Source organism: Streptomyces sp. NPDC058534, assembly GCF_042717365.1.
Classification (GTDB): domain Bacteria; phylum Actinomycetota; class Actinomycetes; order Streptomycetales; family Streptomycetaceae; genus Streptomyces.
In genome coordinates, this window is record NZ_JBHXNW010000083.1 from 16,789 (window position 1) to 34,992 (window position 18,204).

Here is an 18,204-nt window from a genome sequence, read left to right on the forward strand (position 1 = left end):
GATACACGGTCGTGGCACTCCCGCCACCTCAAGTGGAAGGCCGTTCATGGACCCGGTCGATCTCCCCCTTCCCGTCGTCAAGAACCCCCGGTCGCAGACCGACGCACAGGCACTCGAACGGGAGTTGCGGGCCAGGATCGACGGAGAGGTCCGGTTCGACGCCGGCACGCGGGCGGCGTACTCGACGGACGGCTCGAACTACCGTCAGGTGCCCATCGCGGTGGTGCTCCCGCACACGGTGGAAGCGGCCCGGGAGACGGTGGCCGTCTGCCAGGAACACGGAGCACCGCTGCTGTCCAGAGGCGGAGGCACCAGTCTGGCGGGGGAGTGCTGCAACACCGCCGTCGTCATCGACTGGAGCAAGTACTGCCACCGCCTGGTGTCGGTGGATCAGGAGAACCGGCGCTGCGTGGTGGAGCCGGGCATCGTCCTGGACGATCTGAACCGGCAGCTGGCCGAGTACGGCCTGATGTACGGGCCCAAGCCGGCGACCCATCCCAACTGCACCATCGGCGGGATGATCGGCAACAACTCCTGCGGCTCGACCGCGCAGGCGTACGGCAAAGTCGTCGACAACCTGCACCGTCTGGAGGTTCTGACCTACGACGGCGTCCGGCTGTGGGTGGGGCCGACGGACGAGGCGGAACGGGAGCGGCTGACGGCGTCCGACGGGCGCACGGGGGAGCTGTTCCGGGGCTTGGTGGCGCTGCGCGACCGGTACGCCGGTCTCGTCCGCGAGCGCTATCCCGACATCCCGCGCCGCGTCTCGGGCTACAACCTGGACTCGCTGCTGCCCGAACACGGCTTCGACGTCGCCGGACTGCTGACCGGCTCGGAGTCCACCCTGGTCACCGTCCTCCACGCCGAGCTGAAACTCGTCCCCGTACCGAAGCAGACCGCCCTCGTGGTCCTCGGCTACGAGGACATCTGCCGGGCGGCCGACCACGTACCGGCCGTCCTGGAACACGAACCGGAGGCGTTGGAGGGCGTGGACCACCAACTCGTCCACTTCCAGCAGGAGAAGCACCTCAACCCGAAGGCGCTCAAAGAGCTGCCCGAGGGCCGGGCCTACCTGATGGTCCAGCTGACCGGTGACAGCCGGGAAGAGGTCGAGGACAAGGCGCGCGCCCTGATCGACGCCAAGCCGGACGACGTGGACCACACCTGGTACGACGACCAGGAGCACATGAGCGAGCTGTGGCAAGTACGGGAGTCCGGGCTCGGAGCCACCGCGCACGTGCCCGGCAGGCCCGACACCTGGGAGGGCTGGGAGGACTCGGCCGTACCGGTGCACCGCCTCGGCGACTACCTGCGCGACCTGAAGAAACTCTACGAGGAGTTCGACTACGGACACCCGTCCGTGTACGGGCACTTCGGCCACGGCTGCGTCCACACCCGTATCCCCTTCGACCTGGAGTCCGAGGCAGGCGTTGCCCGGATGCGGGCCTTCGTGGAACGTGCCGCCGACCTGGTGGTGTCCTACGGCGGGTCGCTGTCCGGGGAGCACGGCGACGGGCAGTCGCGGGGCGAACTGCTGGGGAAGATGTTCGGGCCCGAGCTGATCGAGGGGTTCGAGCGGCTGAAGGGGCTATTCGACCCGGGCAACCGGATGAACCCCGGCAAGGTGGTCGTGCCGTACCGACTGGACGAGAACCTCCGCCTGGGAAGCGGACATCTGCCGTGGGAGCCGGAGACGGTCTTCTCCTTCCCGGACGACGACGGCAGGTTCAGCCGGGCGGCGACCCGCTGCGTCGGGGTCGGCAAGTGCCGGTCCTCCGAGGGCGGGGTGATGTGCCCCAGCTACCGGGCCACGCGCGACGAGGAACACTCCACCCGGGGCCGCGCCCGCCTGCTGTTCGAGATGGTCAACAACGACGCCGACTCACCCATCACGGACGGCTGGCGGTCCGACGCCGTGCACGACGCCCTGGACCTCTGCCTGGCCTGCAAGGGCTGCAAGACGGACTGCCCGGTCAACGTCGACATGGCCACCTACAAGGCGGAGTTCCTGTACCACCACTACAAGGGCCGACTCCGTCCCCTCGCGCACTACTCGATGGGGTGGCTGCCGGCCGTGGCACGCGCGCCGCGTACCGTCAACGCCCTCGCGGGGGTGGAGTGGGTGGCGCGCGTGGCGAAGACGCTCGGGGGAGTGGCGCCGCAGCGGAAGATGCCGGTCTTCGCCGAGCAGCGGTTCACCGAGTGGTGGCGCCGGCGCGGCGGACCGCGCGGGTCCGGGCACCGGGGCGAGGTCGTGGTCTGGCCGGACACGTTCACCGACCACTTCCACCCCGCGATCGGCCGCGCCGCCGTGGAGGTCCTGGAGGCCGCCGGCTTCCGCGTCAAGGTGCCCGACGTCTCGGTGTGCTGCGGACTCACCTGGATCTCCACCGGGCAGCTGGGCGTGGCCCGGCGCGTCCTCGGCCACACCGTCGACGTGCTCCGCGAGGACCTGCGCCGAGGCACCCCCCTGGTCGGCCTGGAACCCAGCTGCACGGCCGTCTTCCGCGCGGACGCGGCCGAGCTGCTGCCGAAGGACCCCGACGTGGCACGGCTCCGCGCCCAGACCCGGACCCTCGCCGAACTGCTCGTCGAACGCGCCGACGACTGGCAGCCCCCTCGGGTCGACGCCCGCGCGGTCGTGCAGCGCCACTGCCACCAGTACGCCGTCATGGGCTTCGACGCCGACCGGGAGATCCTCCGGCGAGCGGGCGTGGACGCCGACGTCCTCGACGACGGCTGCTGCGGACTGGCCGGCAACTTCGGTTTCGAGAAGGGCCATTACGACGTCTCCATGGCCTGCGCCGAGGCCGGTCTCCTCCCCGCCGTACGGGAGGCGGACGAGTCGACGCTGGTCCTCGCGGACGGCTTCAGCTGCCGCACCCAGGTCGACCAGTCCGACGCCGGACGCACTCCACTGCACCTGGCGGAGATCCTGGCCGCCGGACTCGGAGGTCACACAGCGGTGCCCGATCGGCCCGAGGCACCGGGGACACGTGCGCTGCTCCCCACGGTCGCTGCCGGTGCCGCCGTGACGCTCGTCGCGGCCGTGGCCGCCGCCCGGCGTGCGCAGCGCGCAGGCCGACGACGTCGGTGAACACACGGCCTCGGGACGACGGAACGGGAAGGACCTGCGCCGGAGCGTTCACCACCCCTCGGACGCGCCCCCTTCCTGAGCACCGCCGAAACGTGCCGAACACTCCAGGAGAAGGGCGTGCACGAAGCCCTGCGGCAGGTTGCCCCGCAGCTGGCGCTGCGCCACGTCGTACTCCTCGGCGAACAGCCCCGCGGACCCACAGGCGGAGCGGGTCCGCTCGAACCACCTCAGCGCCTCCGCCGTCCGGCCCTGTGCGTGGGTCGTCAGCGCCATCATGAAGCCGCACAACAGGAACGCCCCTTCGGCGTCGCCCAGCGGCTTGTCGCCGTGACGGAAGCGGTAGACGTGGCCGTCCTCCGTCAGCCGACGCAGCACCTCGGAGCGGGTGCGGGCGAGAGTGGGGTCGGTCCGCTCCACCGCCCCGCGGGCCAGCGGCAGGAGGAGGGCCGCGTCGGGGCCCGGGTCGTCGTCGGCGCGCTGCCAGAACCCGTCCGGGTGCAGGCAGCGCTCCCGGGTAGCGTCCAGGATGCGGTCGGCCAGCCGGGACCAGTCACCGGACGCTCGCGTCGAGGCGTGCTGCTCCAGGGCGCGCAGGCCGACGACACAGCTCAGCCGGGAGTGCGTCCACCAGCGTTCTTCCAGTTCCCACAGCCCCGCCTCCGGTTCCGTCCAGCGCTCGGCGACAGCCTCCGCGGCCAGCCGAGCCGCCTTGGCACCCCGCGCGTCCAGCGCGTCATGGCGGGCCGCGGCCGCGAACAACTGGAGCGCCTCGCCGAACGCGTCCAGCTGGAACTGCCGCCCCGCCCGGTTGCCCGCGCGGTCACCGCCTCCCGGATAGCCGACGACCGGCAAAGAGTGCTCGGCCGGTGGCGGGCGGCCCTCGACGGTGTACGCGGGACGCAGCCGGGGGCCGTCCTCCAGGATGCGGTCGGCGACGAAACCCACCGCGCGGTCCAGCAGCCGGTGCGGGCCGTGCGCGGCGACCGCGATGCCGGCGTAGCACTGGTCGCGGATCCAGGCGTAGCGGTAGTCGTAGTTGCGGCCGGTGTCGGCGCGTTCGGGCAGCGAGGTGGTGGCCGCCGCCACCATGCCGCCGTGCGTGCTGGTCAGCCCGTTCAGCACGGCGTAGGCCATCCGGGTGTCGCGGGGCGCCGCGGTGCCGGAGCAGTCGGGCACGGCCTCCCTCCACCAGCGCTCGGTTGCCTCCCAGAGGGCGTGCGGGCGCAGCGGGGCGTCCTGCGGTTCGGTGGCGATCTCCAGTACGAGGTCGTGGACACCGCCCTCGGGCAGGCGCAGGCGTGCGCTCAGCCCGCCGTTCTCGTCCACGTGTGTGTGGTCCCCGCCGGAGAACCTCAGGTGGTGCGGACCGCTGCGGGCCCGCCACAGACCGCCCTCCTGTCGCACGTCCGCCATGGCCTGCCGCCCGTAGTCGGCGCGCACGTCGAGATCGACGTCGACAAGGGCCTCGCCGCGTTCGGCGCGGACCTGGCGGAGCAGTACGACGCGTCCGGTGTCGGCGGGGACGGCCAGTGCCTCCCGGCAGCAGACGATGGTGTCGGCGGTCACCCAGCGGCTGACCCGGATGAGCGTGCCGTCCTCGTAGTAGCCGCCCCACACGTTCCAATGGTCCGCGGGACCGACCCGGAAGCGGCCGGGGCCACCCATGAGCCCGGAGAAGACGGCGCCGCTGTGCCAGGCCGGGGCGCACAGCCAGGCGATGCCTCCGCGCGGGTCGACGAGCGCGCCGCGCTCCCCGTCGGCGATCAGGGCGTAGTCCCGCAGCACCCACGGTTCTCGCGCGGCTGCGTCCGTGTGGTCCGGCATGCCGGATGCGTTCATGATGTGCGGTACTCCTCTGCGGCCCGCCGGTCGAGGCTCAGCCCGTGCCCCGGCTCTCCCGAAGCACCGGGAGCGACGGTTCCGCCCCGGGGATCGAGCGTGCCGCGGAACAACAGGTTCTCGAGGCGGACGTGGTCGTGGAACCACTCCAGGTGCCGGGTGTTGGGTACGGCGGCGGCGATGTGCGCGTGCAGGTGCGGGGCGCAGTGGCCGGAGATCTGCAGGCCCAGTCCCTCGGCGACGGCGGCGGCACGCAGCCACACGGTCACCCCGCCGCAGCGGGTGACGTCGGCCTGGAGGCAGTCGACGGCCCCCGACGCGGCCATCCGGGTCAGGTACGGCAGGTCGTAGCCGTACTCACCGGCGGCGACATCGGCCGTGACCGCGTCGCGGACGACGCGCAGGCCGGTGAGGTCGTCGGAGGAGACGGGCTCCTCCAGCCAGGTGACCCCGAGGTCCGCCGTCGCGGCGGCCATCCGGACGGCCTGCTTGCGGGTGTAGCCGCCGTTGGCGTCGACGTACAGGCCGGCGCTGTCCCCGATGATGCGGCGGGCCAGGCGCGTCCGGTGCAGGTCACGCTCCCCTTCCCGCCCCCAGGACTCACCGATCTTGATCTTCATCCGGTCGATGCCCTGCCCGGTCCAGCCGCGCAGCTGGCGTTCGAGCTGTCCGTCGTCGTACGTGGTGAGACCGCCGCTGCCGTACACCGGGACCGTCTCTCGGGCGGCGCCAAGCAGCCGTGCCAGGGGGAGGTCGAGCAGGCGGGCCTTGAGGTCCCACAGGGCGGTGTCGACGGCGGAGATCGCCCCGGCCGCGATGCCGGGCCGGCCGGTGTTGCGCACGGCCCGGCTCATGCGCTCGTTGGCGGCGGGTACGGCGAAGGCGTCGTGCCCGGTGACAAGGCGGGTCAGTTCGTCCGTGACGACGCGCGCGGTGGCGGGTGATCCGTAGGTCCAGCCGATGCCGGTCCTGTCCGCCGCGGCGGCCTCGACCAGGACCATGGTGGTGGAGTCCCAGGTCAAGGTGGCGTCGCCGCCGGGCAGGTCGGTGGGCACCGTGTGGACCGACACGGACAGGTGGTCGACGACGGGCCCGCCGTCGACCGCACGGTCGGTCTCCCGCCTCACTTGTTCTCTTCGGTGCTGTCGTGAGGTCCTGCGCCGGGACGGTCGCCGCGATGCCGGCTGCCCGGCAGCATCTCCTGCACCTTGGCCTTGAGACCCTGCCGGATCATGCCCTCCCGGTCGCTGTCGCCGTGCAGGATCGCCGAGGCGGCGGCCTCGATCTGATCCAGGGAGGCGTGCGGCGGGATGGGCGGTACGGCAGGGTCGGTACGGAAGTCGATCACGAAGGGCCGGTCCGCGGCGAGCGCCCGGTCCCAGGCCGCCTCCACGTGCTTCGGCTTCTCCACCCGGACCCCGTCCAGGCCCATGCGCTGGGCGAATTCCGCGTAGGGCAGATCGGGCAAATGCTGGGACTCCTCGAACTGCGGGGCGCCGGACATGGCGCGCATCTCCCAGGTGACCTGATTGAGGTCGCCGTTGTTGAGCACCGCCACGATCAGCCTCGGGTCGGACCACTCGCCGTAGTACTTGGCGGCGGTGACCATTTCCATCATGCCGTTCATCTGCATGGCCCCGTCGCCGACCAGGGCGATCGCCGGCCGGTCCGGGTGAGCGAACTTCGCACCGATGGCGTACGGCACGCCGGGGCCCATGGTGGCCAGGTTGCCGGACAGGGAGCCCCGCATCCGGCCGCGCAGGCGCAGGTGCCGGGCGTACCAGTTGGCGGCCGAGCCGGAGTCGGCGCTGAGGATCACGTCCTCGGGCAGCTTCCCGTCCAGGGCGTGGACGACGTACTCGGGGTTGAGGGGGTCGGCGCTGACGGCGGCCCGCCGCTGCATCACCTCCCACCAGCGCGAGACGTTCTTCTCGACACCCTCGCGCCACTTGCGGTTCTCCTTGCGGTGCAGCCGGGGAAGCAGCCGTTGCAGCGTCTCGCGGGCGTCGCCGACAAGGTTGACCTCGAAGGGATAACGCAGGCCGATCATGTGCGGGTCGATGTCGATCTGCACCGCCCGGGCCTGGTCCAGCTCCGGCATGAACTGCGTGTACGGGAAGCTGGAGCCGATCATCAGCAGCGTGTCGCACTCCTGCATCAGCTCGTACGAGGGACGGGTGCCCAGCAGCCCGATCGAGCCGGTGACGTAGGGCAGGTCGTCCGGGAGCGCGTCCTTGCCCAGCAGGGCCTTGGCGACGCCGGCGCCGAGGACGTCGGCCAGCCGCTCGACCTCGGCGCGCGCACCACGGGCACCCTGACCGATGAGGACCGCGACCTTCTCACCGGCGTTCAGCACGTCCGCGGCCCTCCGGAGGTCCTCGTCGTCCGGGACCGGGGCGTACCGGCCCAGGCCGAGGCTGGAGGGAACCATCTTGAAGGCGTGGGTGGGCGGGTCGTAGTCCAGTTCCTGGACATCGGCGGGAAGGATGATCGCGGTGACGGTCCGCTTGGCGCACGCCGTGCGAAAGGCCCGGTCGATGAGGTTCGGCAGCTGCTCGGGCACCATCGCCGTCTCACAGAAGTCGGAGGCGACGTCCTTGTAGAGGCTCGCGAGGTCCACTTCCTGCTGATACGAACCGCCCATGGCGCTGCGGTTGGTCTGCCCGACCAGCGCCACCACCGGCACGTGGTCGAGTTTCGCGTCGTAGAGCCCGTTCAGCAGATGAATCGCGCCCGGCCCCGAGGTGGCCGCGCACACGCCCACCTTGCCGGAGAACTTGGCGTAACCGACTGCCTGGAAGGCCGCCATCTCCTCGTGCCGGGCCTGCACGAACTTCGGCTTGTTGTCCGCCCGCTCCCAGGCCGCCAACAGACCGTTGATGCCGTCCCCCGCGTAGGCGAAGACATGGTCGACATCCCAGTCGCGCAGCCGCTGGAGGACGTAGTCGGACACCTTGGTGTTGGCCATGCGAGTTCGCTCCCTCACTGATCCCGGAGACTGGCTGGGTAACCGTGCGGGTGAGCGGGAAACGTCATGCTCGCGAACACGGCCAGGCGGTGCGTCAGTCCTCCTCCCCGGAGCCGGGTTCGGCCATTTTGCGGTGGACTTCGCTCTTGAGCTTGTCCGGGAGCACCTTGTTGGCCAGCCCTTGGGCCTTGGTCTTGGCGGATCCGGCGACGAGTTTGTCCTTGCCGGCGAAGAGGGCGTCCAGGCCCTGCCGTGCCACCTGCGCGGGGTCGTCCTTGTCCTGCCGGCCGACTTGCGTGTCGTCCATGTCGGCGCGGTGGAAGAAGTCGGTCTCGGTGGGGCCGGGCATCAGCGAGGTCAGTGTGATGCCGGTGTCCTTGAGTTCGTTCTGCAGGGCCTGGGTGAAGGACTGGAGGAACGACTTCGACGCGTTGTAGACGGCCTGGAAGGAGCCGGGCATCGTCGAGGCGATGGAGGAGGTGACGAGGACCCGTCCCTCGTCGTGGGCGGCCATGTCGCGCAGGACGCGCTTGGCGAGGTGCACGGTCGAGCGGACGTTGAGGTCCACGATCTCCAGCTCGTCCGCGAGGTCCGTGTCGGTGAAGGCGCCGCCCTGCCCGACGCCGGCGTTGAGGACCGCGACATCGAGCGGCCGGCCGGTCGCGGTGACCGCGGCGTAGAGGGCCTCGGTCTGGTCATAGTTCCGCAGATCCGCCTGGACGGTGTGGACGACGGTTCCCGCCACCCGGATCTGCTGGGCCGCCCGCTCGAGGCGGGGGCCGTCCTCGGCGTTGATGACGAGGTCGTATCCCCGTTCGGCGAGTTGCCTGGCCAGTTCGAGGCCGATACCGCTGGAGGCGCCGGTGACCAGGGCGAGCCGCTTGATGTCGTTCATGACCGGATCTCTTTCGGTACGAGTTCAGGAGGGCGGAGCGGGCAGGGGCATGGCGCTCAGTGCCCGGGCTGCGTGGACGAGGTTGGAGGCCATGGCCCGGCCGGTGGAGGCGGCCCAGTCATGATCAAAATCTGGGACGCCAGTACCTTTTCGTGCACGCCGGGCCAGTCGTCACCGTCGCCCATGTCGGTCTCGACGCCGGGCTTGAGGTTCAGGTCGACGGCCCGTACGACGTCCACCTCCGTCCCGTGGCCCTTCAGAGCGGTGATGACGGTGCCGGCGAGGGCCTCGGTGTTCGAGGACTCCGGGGACGGCTTGAGCGTGCAGTTGATCACGAGCGCGCGCATGAAACCTGGGTTCCCCGATCGGCGGCCTTGGAACGGGATGCTGGGCGGCGCTCAGCGGCGGGAGGTGGTCATCCGTCCGGGGGCGTCGCGGCAGGAATCAGGTCGGAGAGGCGCTTTCATCGTAGACGGGGACTTGTGACTGGATCTTGAAGGTGACCGACCCCGCCTTCTCGAACCGTATGGTGAACGTCATGAAGTCGCCGCCCCTGATGATCTGACGCACGTCCTGCAAGACCAGATGTGCCTTGCCCTGCTCCATTTCGACGAGCTCGTGAGCCGGAAGATCCACTCCGTCGGGAAGCCGCTTGCCGTCGGAGTCCACGATGTTCACCGCGGATGCATTCGGGGTGCTGGCACCTATGAGCCGGTCGTCCTCGCCACCCTTGTTGTACAGCCACACGTACGCGGGGACATCGTCCCCCGGCTGCCAGGGCCCGCCTCGTGGCTCGGCCACATGCGCGTAACGGATCATGATGTCGTCAACGCGGGCGTTCTGGCCTGGCGCGTCCCACTCCGGCAGGGAAAACTCCTCGTCCCCGCCGCATCCGCTCGTGGCCACAGCCAGGGCAAGCGCGGCGGCAGCGAGGACGTGCCAGCTGCGGAGCGCGGGAAGGGCTGCCATGGGTTGCTCCTCTCACCGGCCCGCCGTCCAGGCTTGGGTACCCCTGGCAACCGAAGCAAACTGATGACCTGAGTCGGAGGTTCCTCGGCAGTACGCCGCGACTTTGTCGAGGATCTCGTCGGCGGTCTTCGTCCAGACGAACGGTCTGGGGTGCTCGTTCCAGTCCGCGAGCCAGGCCCTGATGTCGCGTTCGAGGGCCTGGACAGAGCGGTGGACGCCTCGCTTGAGCTTCTTCTGCGTGAGCTCGGCGAACCACCGCTCAACCAAGTTCAGCCAGGACGAACTCGTCGGCGTGAAGTGCAGGTGGAAACGCGGATGCGCCAGCAGCCACTGCTTGATGGCAGGCGTCTTGTGGGTGACGTAGTTGTCCAGGATCGGGTGCACACGCCACGGCCGGCGGGCTCTTCCTTGTCCAGCTTGGTGAGGAACTTCTTGAACTCGACGGCCCGGTGCCTGCGGTGGAGGGAGCCGATGACCTGGCCGGTGGCGACTTCCAGGGCAGCGAACAGGGTGGTGGTGCCGGCCCGCACGTAGTCGTGGCTGCGGCGCTCGGGAACACCGGGCACCGTCGGCAGCACGGGCTGGGACCGGTCCAGGGCCTGGATCTGCGACTTCTCGTCCACACACAGCACCAGGGCCTTCTCTGGCGGGTCGAGGTAGCGGCCCACCACATCACGGACCTTGTCGATGAACAACGGGTCGGTGGAAAGCTTGAACGTCTGCGACCGGTGCGGGGCCAGGGCGAACGCCCGCCAGATCCGCGAGATCGCGGACTGGGACATGCCCGTGGCCGCGGCCATGGACCGGGTCGACCAGTGGGTGGCGTTGTTCGGTTTCTCCTCGAGCGTCTTGACGATGACGCGCTCGACGTCCGCGTCGGTGATCTTCCGCGGGAGACCGGGCCGCGGCTCGTCGGACAGGCCGTCCAGGCCCCGTTCGAGGAAGCGCCGCCGCCAGGTGCGGACCGTGTCCGGAGTGACCCGCACCGACAACGGCGGAGTCTTCGGACCCGGACGACTCATACCCAACCAACCACGAATCTCCGACTCAGGTCACTAAGTTACGAAAGCCTGATCGCGTTCCTCGAACAGGGCATCGCCACTGGTCCGCATTCCGCGATGCCGCTGACGCCGCGCTCATCTCACGGTAGGAGTTGGCGGCGCACCGTGTGAAAGGTTGTCGAGCGGCGCCGAGCGGCACCGTAGGCTCCGGCCTCCTGGGAGGACCTGAGGGCACGCGGGCGATCGGCCTCCACGGCGGAAGACGCCTCGATGTCGAGGACCCTTCATGGTGGCCGGTTCTGTTGCCGCTCGCGGCTGCGGGCGGCTTTGCCCCGCTGCACGGTCCGCCCGGACCCGCTGTCGCGCCGGGGCTCCGACGAGGTCTCCTTCGCAGTGCGTCCGGTGGCTCTCGGAACGTCGCCCGGGCCTTGCCCCGAGACCCGCCTCCCGGCCTCAGCGGCGGTTCCATGAGCCTCCTCGACGACTTCACCAGCGCCTTCGCCGACCTCCCGGACCGCTTCTCCGACGCCTTCCCTCAATTCACCAGCGGCCTTCCCGGCGCCGCTGCCCAGGCTCTCCGCCGCGGAGTCGAGACCGGACGCCAGCTGCTCAAGGATCCGTGGGTTGCGGTCGATGGTGGACAGAACCCTGCCGACGATCTCGGCGACGTTGTCGAGCCGGACCTTGAGCAGGGCCTGCGCCTCCACGCCCTTGATGTCGAGTTCCACGCGGCCGAGCGAGACGTCGGCACCGACGTTGAGCTTGAGGAGATCCAGAACCTCTGCCCGCAGAGAAACCCTGGCCTGTAGGTCCTCGACGTGCAGATTGATCTCCTCGACGCGAAGCTGCGCCACGTCCAGGAGCACGTCCGGGTCGCCGGTCCTGTCGACGGACGTGTCAGCCGCAGGATCGGCCGCTTCGTCCTCGTCGTCCCAGTCCGGCTCGAACGTCTCCTCCTCACCCGTCTCCGGTTCGACCGACTCGTTCTCATCGTCAGTGCGGTCTCTCATAGAGCCCCTCAAATGGTATGTTCGGCTCTTTTCATACTAGATCGTGACATAAAGCTTCGCGTCGAAAGGGGCCGTGAGCAGGCGCATCATCGGTGCGTCGACGCGCAGTGGTGGGGTCATGACGGGCGGCTTCCAGAGGGTGATGGTGATGTCAGCAGTGGATGGAAGATCGTGGAGAGGCAGCCCCGTCAGGTCTGCCGCCGACTGGGTGTTCTCCAACACGGTTGCTTCATCCTGCAGTTGCCCGTCGTGGTAGGACGGGCAGCCCGTCGACGTGGTGACGGTTGAGGAGGTCGGTGAAGTGATGCACCAGAGGTCCGTCGAGGGCGTACTCCTAGACGTCGCCGCTGATCTGGTAAGCGCCCGTCGGCGTGGGTCCGCGGCGGCATCCGGTTCCACGCCATCTCTGCCCCGACGTTCAGCGGCTCGGTCCGCATCAACCGGGCCAGCGTGTCGTTGGAGGCGCGTTTGGTGGTGATCGGCGCCGCGGGACGGTCTGCGTCCTCGCAGGCGCGGGCATCGTCGTGGGCCGAACGCAGGCGCAGCAGTCCGAGACGCTCGGTTCCGTCCACCGGGGGCACCCACCAGTCGGTGCCCTGCTCTCTCTGGGGTGTGGCGGAGGTGAGCCGCCCTATTGGTAGGCCCGCCCGGGCGACGTGCCCTCGATGCGGAGGCCCTTCTCAGCTCCCTGCGGGGCCCCGTCCGGCCCGGTCAGCAGGTGCAGACTCCGGTGCCCCAGATCCGCCACGTAGATGCGTACGTCGGTGAAGCCCGCGGCCCGTGCGTGCCTGCCGACTGTGTCCGGCAAGGCATCGAGCAGCATGAGATGGCTTGCGTCCAGCAGACCGGTGAGCATGGCCCGGGCGCCCGCGTCACGGTCCACGTCCACGGCTTGCTCCCTCTCCTTCGGCAGCCGCGCCCCTACGTCACGTACTCGCGCCAATGGCAGCATACGAGAGCCGCGTGCACCATCGGAGCGACAGAGTTACGGAAACCCAGGACCCCGGTGTTCGAGGTCTGGGGGACGGTTTCAGAGTGGCGTTGATCACGAGATCACGCATCGAGCGAGCCTGGGGCACCGGGAACTCGGGGCTGTTTTCTTAGCCCCTGGGCGGTGAGGCAGCCCCCTTGGGGAGCGTTGCACCGGCGCATCCGTCCGAGTGGCCAGCGGGCGGATTGAGCGTGAGTGTGGAGGTATTCCAAGGCGTCCAGGACGGCGGTGTGCCGATACCACGAGTACCAGGCGGCAAGTTCTCCGGCGAGAGAGGGGTGAGGGGGTCTCGCTGTGCGGTGCTCAGCCAGGGGCCTGGGCGGGTGCTGTGCACGGTGACTCTCGATGAGGCGGGTGCCCAGAGTGCCCGGCGTGCACCCGCACCGTCGGTCCGGCTAGTCCGTGGCGGCGGCTGCTGCGCACAGTGCACCCCACCCGGCGGCGAAGCCGGCGACCTCGAGGCGGCGCACACAGTCCGGCAGCAGGGCACCGAGCGCTGCGTCGGACCAGTCGGCCGCTATCCGGCACGCTGTCGCGCCGCGCCCAGCATTGAGGTGATGCGGCACTCGGTGGAGCAGACCTTCGAACTCCAGCGGAACGCGGTCTCAGCGACCCACGCCAAGAGCCACGGCATCGTCATCGGAACCCTCACGGTCGCCGCCGGGCTCCCCCCGGAGCTCGCGCACGGCATGTTCGCCACGCCGGCCAGTTTCGACATCGTGCTCCGCTACGCCAGCGAGCCCGGCCAGGTCGACCCGGACACCGCCAAGCGAGCGCGCGGCGCGGCCCTGAAGGTTCTCGACGTGCCCGGGGAGAAGCTGAGGTCCGGCTGGACCAGCCAGGACCTCCTCTTCAACACCTGGCCGATCCTCCCGCAGGGCGATGCCGCGACCTACCTCACGATGATCCAGCAGCGAGACAAGCACGCTGGCCGCCGAACCTCGTCCGGGCGGCCACCGCCCTCCGGCACCCATCTCCCAAGGAGACGTTGTTCGACCGCACTCCCAACCTCAACTCTGTCGCGTACACCTACTTCTCCCAGCGCCTTCCGCTACGGCGACTTCGTAGCGAAGTTCTCGCTCGCCTCCGTCACGCCAGAACAGGCGGTGACCGGCGAGCGCACCGTCTTCCGCAACGATCAGCCCAGCAAGCATCCTGCGGGACTGGGTCCGCGGCTATTACAGGGCAGGAGGCCGCTACGAGCTGCGTGTGCAACTGAAGGCCAATTTGGCCTGATCCCATCCAGGAGCAGCCGCCGTGACCGGGGCGTCGTCGAACACTCCGGAAGATCCCCTGATTGCCGCTCGACGCGAGCCGGTTGAGCATATCCGCCTGGGGCTACGGGCTCGTTCGCGGACGCGAGGGGCAGCGGTGCCTCGCGAGACGGACGACGACCACCAAAAGACCGAGGTGACGGACCGTGGCGACGCGTCGCGCGGTGATCATGGCAGCCGGTGCCGGGACTTTGGCGTCCAGTGTGTCGACATCGGCCTCCGGCGCCCCCAGGGCTGCCGGGAGCGACGTGTTGGTGGTCGTGGAGAAGAGCGGTCACGCGGTCGCGTTCTACGAGACGACGTCGGGCCGAAGTCCGCAGAGAGTGCAACTGCCGGACTACCCGCACGAGATGGTGGTCGACTCCCGCAGGCGGTTGGCGTACGTCGGACACTACGGCGTGCGCATGTCCGCAACGGTCGGCGAGGGCGGGGCCGCGGTCCTCGTCATCGACCTCGCCGAGCGGACACTGGCCCGGACGGTCGAGGTTCCGCACTGGTTCGTCCACGGCCAGGACGCGGCTGCCCCCTCCGGGACGCCGACCTCACACCCCCGGCCGGACCGCCGCGCTTGCTCCCACCGCAGACTGTCCAGGAGCAAGCCCGGAGAGTCGAGCGAGTCATGCGAGACCTCGTCGGTAGTTTACTCATAGCTTAGGCGCAAGCCGCCGACGGCTCGTTCGAGGTCGGCGACGCGGTCGGCGAGAGTGAGGGCCTCGGAGCCGCTGGACTCGCGCAGCAGGAGCTCGATCTGGGCCAACTGTTCGCTGATCTCAGCCAGCCGTCCTTTGGTACTGGCGGTGGTGGCATGCCGTATGGGCCGAGTCGCTTGCCGTCCTCTCTTGTGGTGTTCGTTGGCGCCCTCGGCCGAGGGCGCATCTTCGGGACCACGAGGTCCGGTTGTGGTCCTGGCCTCGGCGAACAGACGGCGCAGCTGCTCGGCCTGGGCAGCGAGTTGACGGTTCTTGCGGTACAGGTCGAGAAAGATGCTGACTTTGGTGCGCAGCAGCCACGGATCGAACGGCTTCGTGAGGAAGTCCGCAACGCCGATCGAGTAGCCGCGGTAGGCGTAGTCCATCTCGACATCGGCACCTGTCAGCAGGATGATGGGCACATCTTTGGTCTGATCCAGACGCTTGATGTTCGCGGCGGTCTCGAAACCATCCATGCCGGGCATCAGGACATCGAGGAGTACAACGGCGAAGTCCTTGCGCAGCATGGCCTTCAGTGCTTCTTCACCGGAATGTACGCGCACCAGCTCTTGGCCGAGCGGGCCGAGCAATGCCTCGAGTGCGACAAGGTTCTCCTCGATGTCGTCGACGATCAGGATGCTGCACTTCGCGGTCGGATGTGTGCTCATGGCCCCTGCCTTGAGGGATCTTCGCCGTCTTCCTCAACAGCGTCCGCGGCCAGGTGTGGCCGCGCGGCGCCGGATCGGCCCTGCGGGTCGAGCAGATCGCAGACGACGGACAGCAGGTGGTCCACGTCTACGGGCTTCGGAACGTACTCGGAAGCTCCTGCTTCGAGCGCCTTCTCGCGGTCGCCCGGCATGGCCTTTGCAGTCAGCGCGACGATCGGCAGATCCGCAAAGCGTGGGGACTGCCGGACAGCAGCGATCGCGTCGTACCCGTCCATTTCAGGCATCATGATGTCCATCAGTATCAGCGATATGTCGGGAACGCGGTTCAGCGTCTCAAGGCCTTCGCGCCCGTTCTCCGCATACTTGACGGTGAGGCCTACGCGCCCGAGCACATGCATGAGGGCGAAAACGTTGCGGATGTCGTCATCCACGATGAGGATGGTGCGGCCGGTAAGCACCTTGCTGGGGCGGCCGGTGATCCACTCTTTGAGCCGCGTCGTCTCCGGCCAGCTTGACGTTTCCCGGCCAGTTGCCGCTGCGACCATGCCGACGGGGAGCTCGGCAGCGGCTGACGGCTTTGCCGCGAGGGGGACGACCGGCGGTTCGTCCGGTGTTACGGGGCCGAAAGTCTGCGTCGTCGTGGCCGCCTCTGTCGGGTCCGCCGGTATGGGCGGATCTTCGGTCAGGGGCCCTGGCGCTACCGTGTGGCGCGCGGGTACGTACAGCGTAAATCGTGAGCCGACGCCGAGTTCGCTGTCGGCGGTGATTCTGCCTCCCAGCATGTCGGCGATCTCCCGGCTGATGGAGAGCCCCAGCCCCGTGCCGCCGTACTTACGGCTGGTGGTGCCGTCGGTCTGCTGGAACGCCTCGAAGATGACAGCCAGTTTCTCTTTCTGAATGCCGATGCCGGTGTCTTCGACACAGAAGGCGAGGAACGGCTCGCTGGTAGGCAGTCCCTCCCGCGCGATCTCCTCGGCCGATACCCGCTCGACCCGCAGTTCCACGCTGCCCGACGAGGTGAACTTCACTGCGTTCGACAGCAGGTTTCGCAGGATCTGCTGGAGCCGCTGCTCGTCGGAGTACAGCTCGCTGGGCACGCCGTCCCCGACGGTGACGTCGAAGGCAAGCCCACGCTCGCTCGCGAGAGGCTGGAACATGGCCTGCACATAGTTGAGCAGCTTGGCCAGCGGCAGAGTCCTCGGATGGACGTCCATTCGGCCCGCCTCGATCTTCGACAGATCCAGGATGTCGTTGATCAGTTGAAGCAGGTCGGATCCCGACCGGTGGATGGTGGCGGCGAAGTCCACCTCCTGTTCGCCGAGGCGCCCGTCCGGGTTGTCGGCCAGCAGTCTCGCCAGGATCAGCAGCGAATTCAGTGGGGTACGGAGCTCGTGTGACATGTTGGCCAGGAACTCGGACTTGTACTGTGACGAACTGGCCAGCAGCGCCGCCTTGTCCTCCAGTTCCGCGTTCGACCGACGCAATTCAGCGGTCAGCCGCTGGGACTCCGAGAGGAGGGCCTCGGTGCGCGCGTTGGAGAGAATCGTGTTGATGGAGACGCCGATGGTGTTGACGAACTGGTCGATGAATGCCAGATGAACCTCATTGAACCTGCTGAACGAGGCCAGTTCGATGACACCGAGCACCTCGCCCTCGAACAGGATCGGCAGGACCACGATGCTCGTGGGCGGGGCCGAACCGAGCCCGGACTCGATGCTGACGTATCCCGGTGGGACCGCATCGACGAGGATACGCTTCTTCTCCAGGGCGGCCTGGGCGATCAGCCCCCGGACAGGCTTGCTGGTGTCGAGGTGTGCGCTGTCGCCCTGGCCCTCGGCGCTGCCGTAGCCGGCGATGAACTGCAGTCCCCGGCCGGGTTGGGCGCCGGCCTCCGCAAGGAAGAAGGCCCCGAACTGAGCCTTGACCAGCGGAGTGAGCTCACGCAGGATCAGGTCCGCGACGTCGACCAGGTCGCGGTGGCCCTGCATGAGGCCGGCGATCCGGGTGAGGTTCGACTCCAGCCAGTCCTTGGCGCGGGTTGTCTCGCGGAGGTTGGAAACCATCAGGTTGACATTGTTCTTCAGCTCGTTGACCTCGCCGCTGGCCTCGACGGCGATGGAGCCGGTGAGGTCGCCCTGGGCCACGGAGCTGGCGACCTCAGCGATCGCGCGTACCTGCGAGGTCAGGTTGAGGGCGAGTTCGTTGACGCTCGTCGTCAGCTGCTTCCAGGTGCCGTAGACAGCCTCGACCCGTGCCTGACCGCCCAGCCGGCCCTCGCTGCCGACCTCGCGGGCAACACGCGTGACCTCGGCGGAGAACGAGGAGAGTGTGTCGACCATGGTGTTGATCGTCGTCTTGAGTTCGAGGATCTCGCCGCGTGCGTCGACATCGATCTTTTTGGAGAGGTCACCCTGAGCCACCGCGGTAGCGACTTGGGCTATGTTGCGGACCTGTGAGGTCAGGTTCGACGCCATGAAGTTGACGTTGTCGGTCAGGTCCTTCCAGACCCCTGAGACGCCGCGGACCTTGGCACGGCCTCCGAGCTGTCCCTCGGTGCCGACTTCACGGGCCACCCGTGTCACCTCGTCAGCGAACGCCCTCAACTGCTCGACCATGGTGTTGACCGTGTCTTTGAGTTCGAGGATCTCGCCGCGTGCGTCGACGGTGATCTTTTTCGACAGGTCTCCGCCGGCGACGGAGGTGGTGACCTGGGCGATGTTGCGTACCTGCGAGGTCAGGTTCGAGGCCATGAAGTTGACGTTGTCGGTGAGGTCTTTCCAGACACCGGAAACATCTCTCACGT

Annotated in this window: 14 protein-coding genes and 1 pseudogene; 3 read left to right on the forward strand and 12 right to left on the reverse strand. The window is 68.7% G+C overall.

The window, feature by feature from the left end; genetic code table 11:
• Positions 1-46 precede the first annotated feature (46 nt).
• The gene (locus tag ACFWR9_RS35425; RefSeq protein ID WP_383849693.1) at positions 47-3,097 is read left to right on the forward strand and encodes an FAD-binding and (Fe-S)-binding domain-containing protein; all 3,051 of its coding nucleotides are present in this window, start codon (positions 47-49) and stop codon (positions 3,095-3,097) included.
• Between the two features lie 48 nt (positions 3,098-3,145).
• On the opposite strand, the gene ACFWR9_RS35430 is transcribed toward ACFWR9_RS35425, so the two are convergent.
• From ACFWR9_RS35430 to ACFWR9_RS35475, 10 genes and pseudogenes are all read right to left on the reverse strand, one after another.
• Positions 3,146-4,936 carry a glycoside hydrolase family 15 protein gene (locus ACFWR9_RS35430; protein WP_383849696.1) on the reverse strand — a complete coding sequence of 597 codons (1,791 nt, stop codon included), beginning with the start codon at positions 4,934-4,936 and terminating at the stop codon, positions 3,146-3,148.
• Complete coding sequence (locus ACFWR9_RS35435; RefSeq protein WP_383849699.1) at positions 4,933-6,063, reverse strand: enolase C-terminal domain-like protein; 1,131 nt, start codon at positions 6,061-6,063, stop codon at positions 4,933-4,935. Before ACFWR9_RS35435 ends, ACFWR9_RS35430 begins: the two co-directional genes overlap by 4 nt.
• Positions 6,060-7,904: a thiamine pyrophosphate-requiring protein gene (locus tag ACFWR9_RS35440; protein WP_383849702.1), complete on the reverse strand. Its 1,845-nt coding sequence runs from the start codon at positions 7,902-7,904 to the stop codon at positions 6,060-6,062. Before ACFWR9_RS35440 ends, ACFWR9_RS35435 begins: the two co-directional genes overlap by 4 nt.
• Before the next feature lie 94 nt (positions 7,905-7,998).
• Positions 7,999-8,799, reverse strand: a complete 801-nt coding sequence (locus ACFWR9_RS35445; RefSeq protein WP_383849705.1) for an SDR family NAD(P)-dependent oxidoreductase — start codon at positions 8,797-8,799, stop codon at positions 7,999-8,001.
• Positions 8,800-8,855: 56 nt separating this feature from the next.
• Positions 8,856-9,146 carry a flavodoxin family protein gene (locus ACFWR9_RS35450; protein WP_383849707.1) on the reverse strand — a complete coding sequence of 97 codons (291 nt, stop codon included), beginning with the start codon at positions 9,144-9,146 and terminating at the stop codon, positions 8,856-8,858.
• A gap of 97 nt (positions 9,147-9,243) precedes the next feature.
• On the reverse strand, positions 9,244-9,768 hold the full coding sequence (locus ACFWR9_RS35455; RefSeq protein ID WP_383849709.1) for a copper chaperone PCu(A)C: 525 nt from the start codon (positions 9,766-9,768) through the stop codon (positions 9,244-9,246).
• A 12-nt stretch (positions 9,769-9,780) separates the two neighbouring features.
• Positions 9,781-10,736, reverse strand: a pseudogene (locus tag ACFWR9_RS35460) (IS630 family transposase); the annotation flags it as partial.
• A 317-nt stretch (positions 10,737-11,053) separates the two neighbouring features.
• Entirely contained in the window at positions 11,054-11,791 is a 738-nt protein-coding gene (locus ACFWR9_RS35465; protein ID WP_383849711.1) for a hypothetical protein, read from the reverse strand.
• A 24-nt stretch (positions 11,792-11,815) separates the two neighbouring features.
• Positions 11,816-12,001, reverse strand: coding sequence for a hypothetical protein (locus ACFWR9_RS35470; RefSeq protein ID WP_383849714.1), 186 nt, complete (start codon positions 11,999-12,001; stop codon positions 11,816-11,818).
• Between the two features lie 409 nt (positions 12,002-12,410).
• The gene (locus ACFWR9_RS35475) at positions 12,411-12,668 is read right to left on the reverse strand and encodes a hypothetical protein (RefSeq protein ID WP_383849716.1); all 258 of its coding nucleotides are present in this window, start codon (positions 12,666-12,668) and stop codon (positions 12,411-12,413) included.
• Positions 12,669-13,339: 671 nt separating this feature from the next.
• Here ACFWR9_RS35475 and ACFWR9_RS35480 point away from each other — a divergent pair.
• Together ACFWR9_RS35480 and ACFWR9_RS35485 are read left to right on the forward strand one after the other, a co-directional pair.
• Entirely contained in the window at positions 13,340-14,092 is a 753-nt protein-coding gene (locus ACFWR9_RS35480) for a hypothetical protein (protein ID WP_383849719.1), read from the forward strand.
• Positions 14,093-14,190: 98 nt separating this feature from the next.
• Entirely contained in the window at positions 14,191-14,694 is a 504-nt protein-coding gene (locus tag ACFWR9_RS35485; protein ID WP_383849722.1) for a hypothetical protein, read from the forward strand.
• Here the strand turns inward: ACFWR9_RS35485 and ACFWR9_RS35490 are convergent.
• Complete coding sequence (locus ACFWR9_RS35490) at positions 14,685-15,401, reverse strand: two-component system response regulator (protein WP_383849724.1); 717 nt, start codon at positions 15,399-15,401, stop codon at positions 14,685-14,687. The genes ACFWR9_RS35485 and ACFWR9_RS35490 overlap by 10 nt on opposite strands.
• Positions 15,398-18,204 (reverse strand): HAMP domain-containing protein (locus tag ACFWR9_RS35495; RefSeq protein ID WP_383849727.1); only part of this gene is annotated, 2,807 nt, incomplete at its 5' end. The genes ACFWR9_RS35495 and ACFWR9_RS35490, both read right to left, overlap by 4 nt.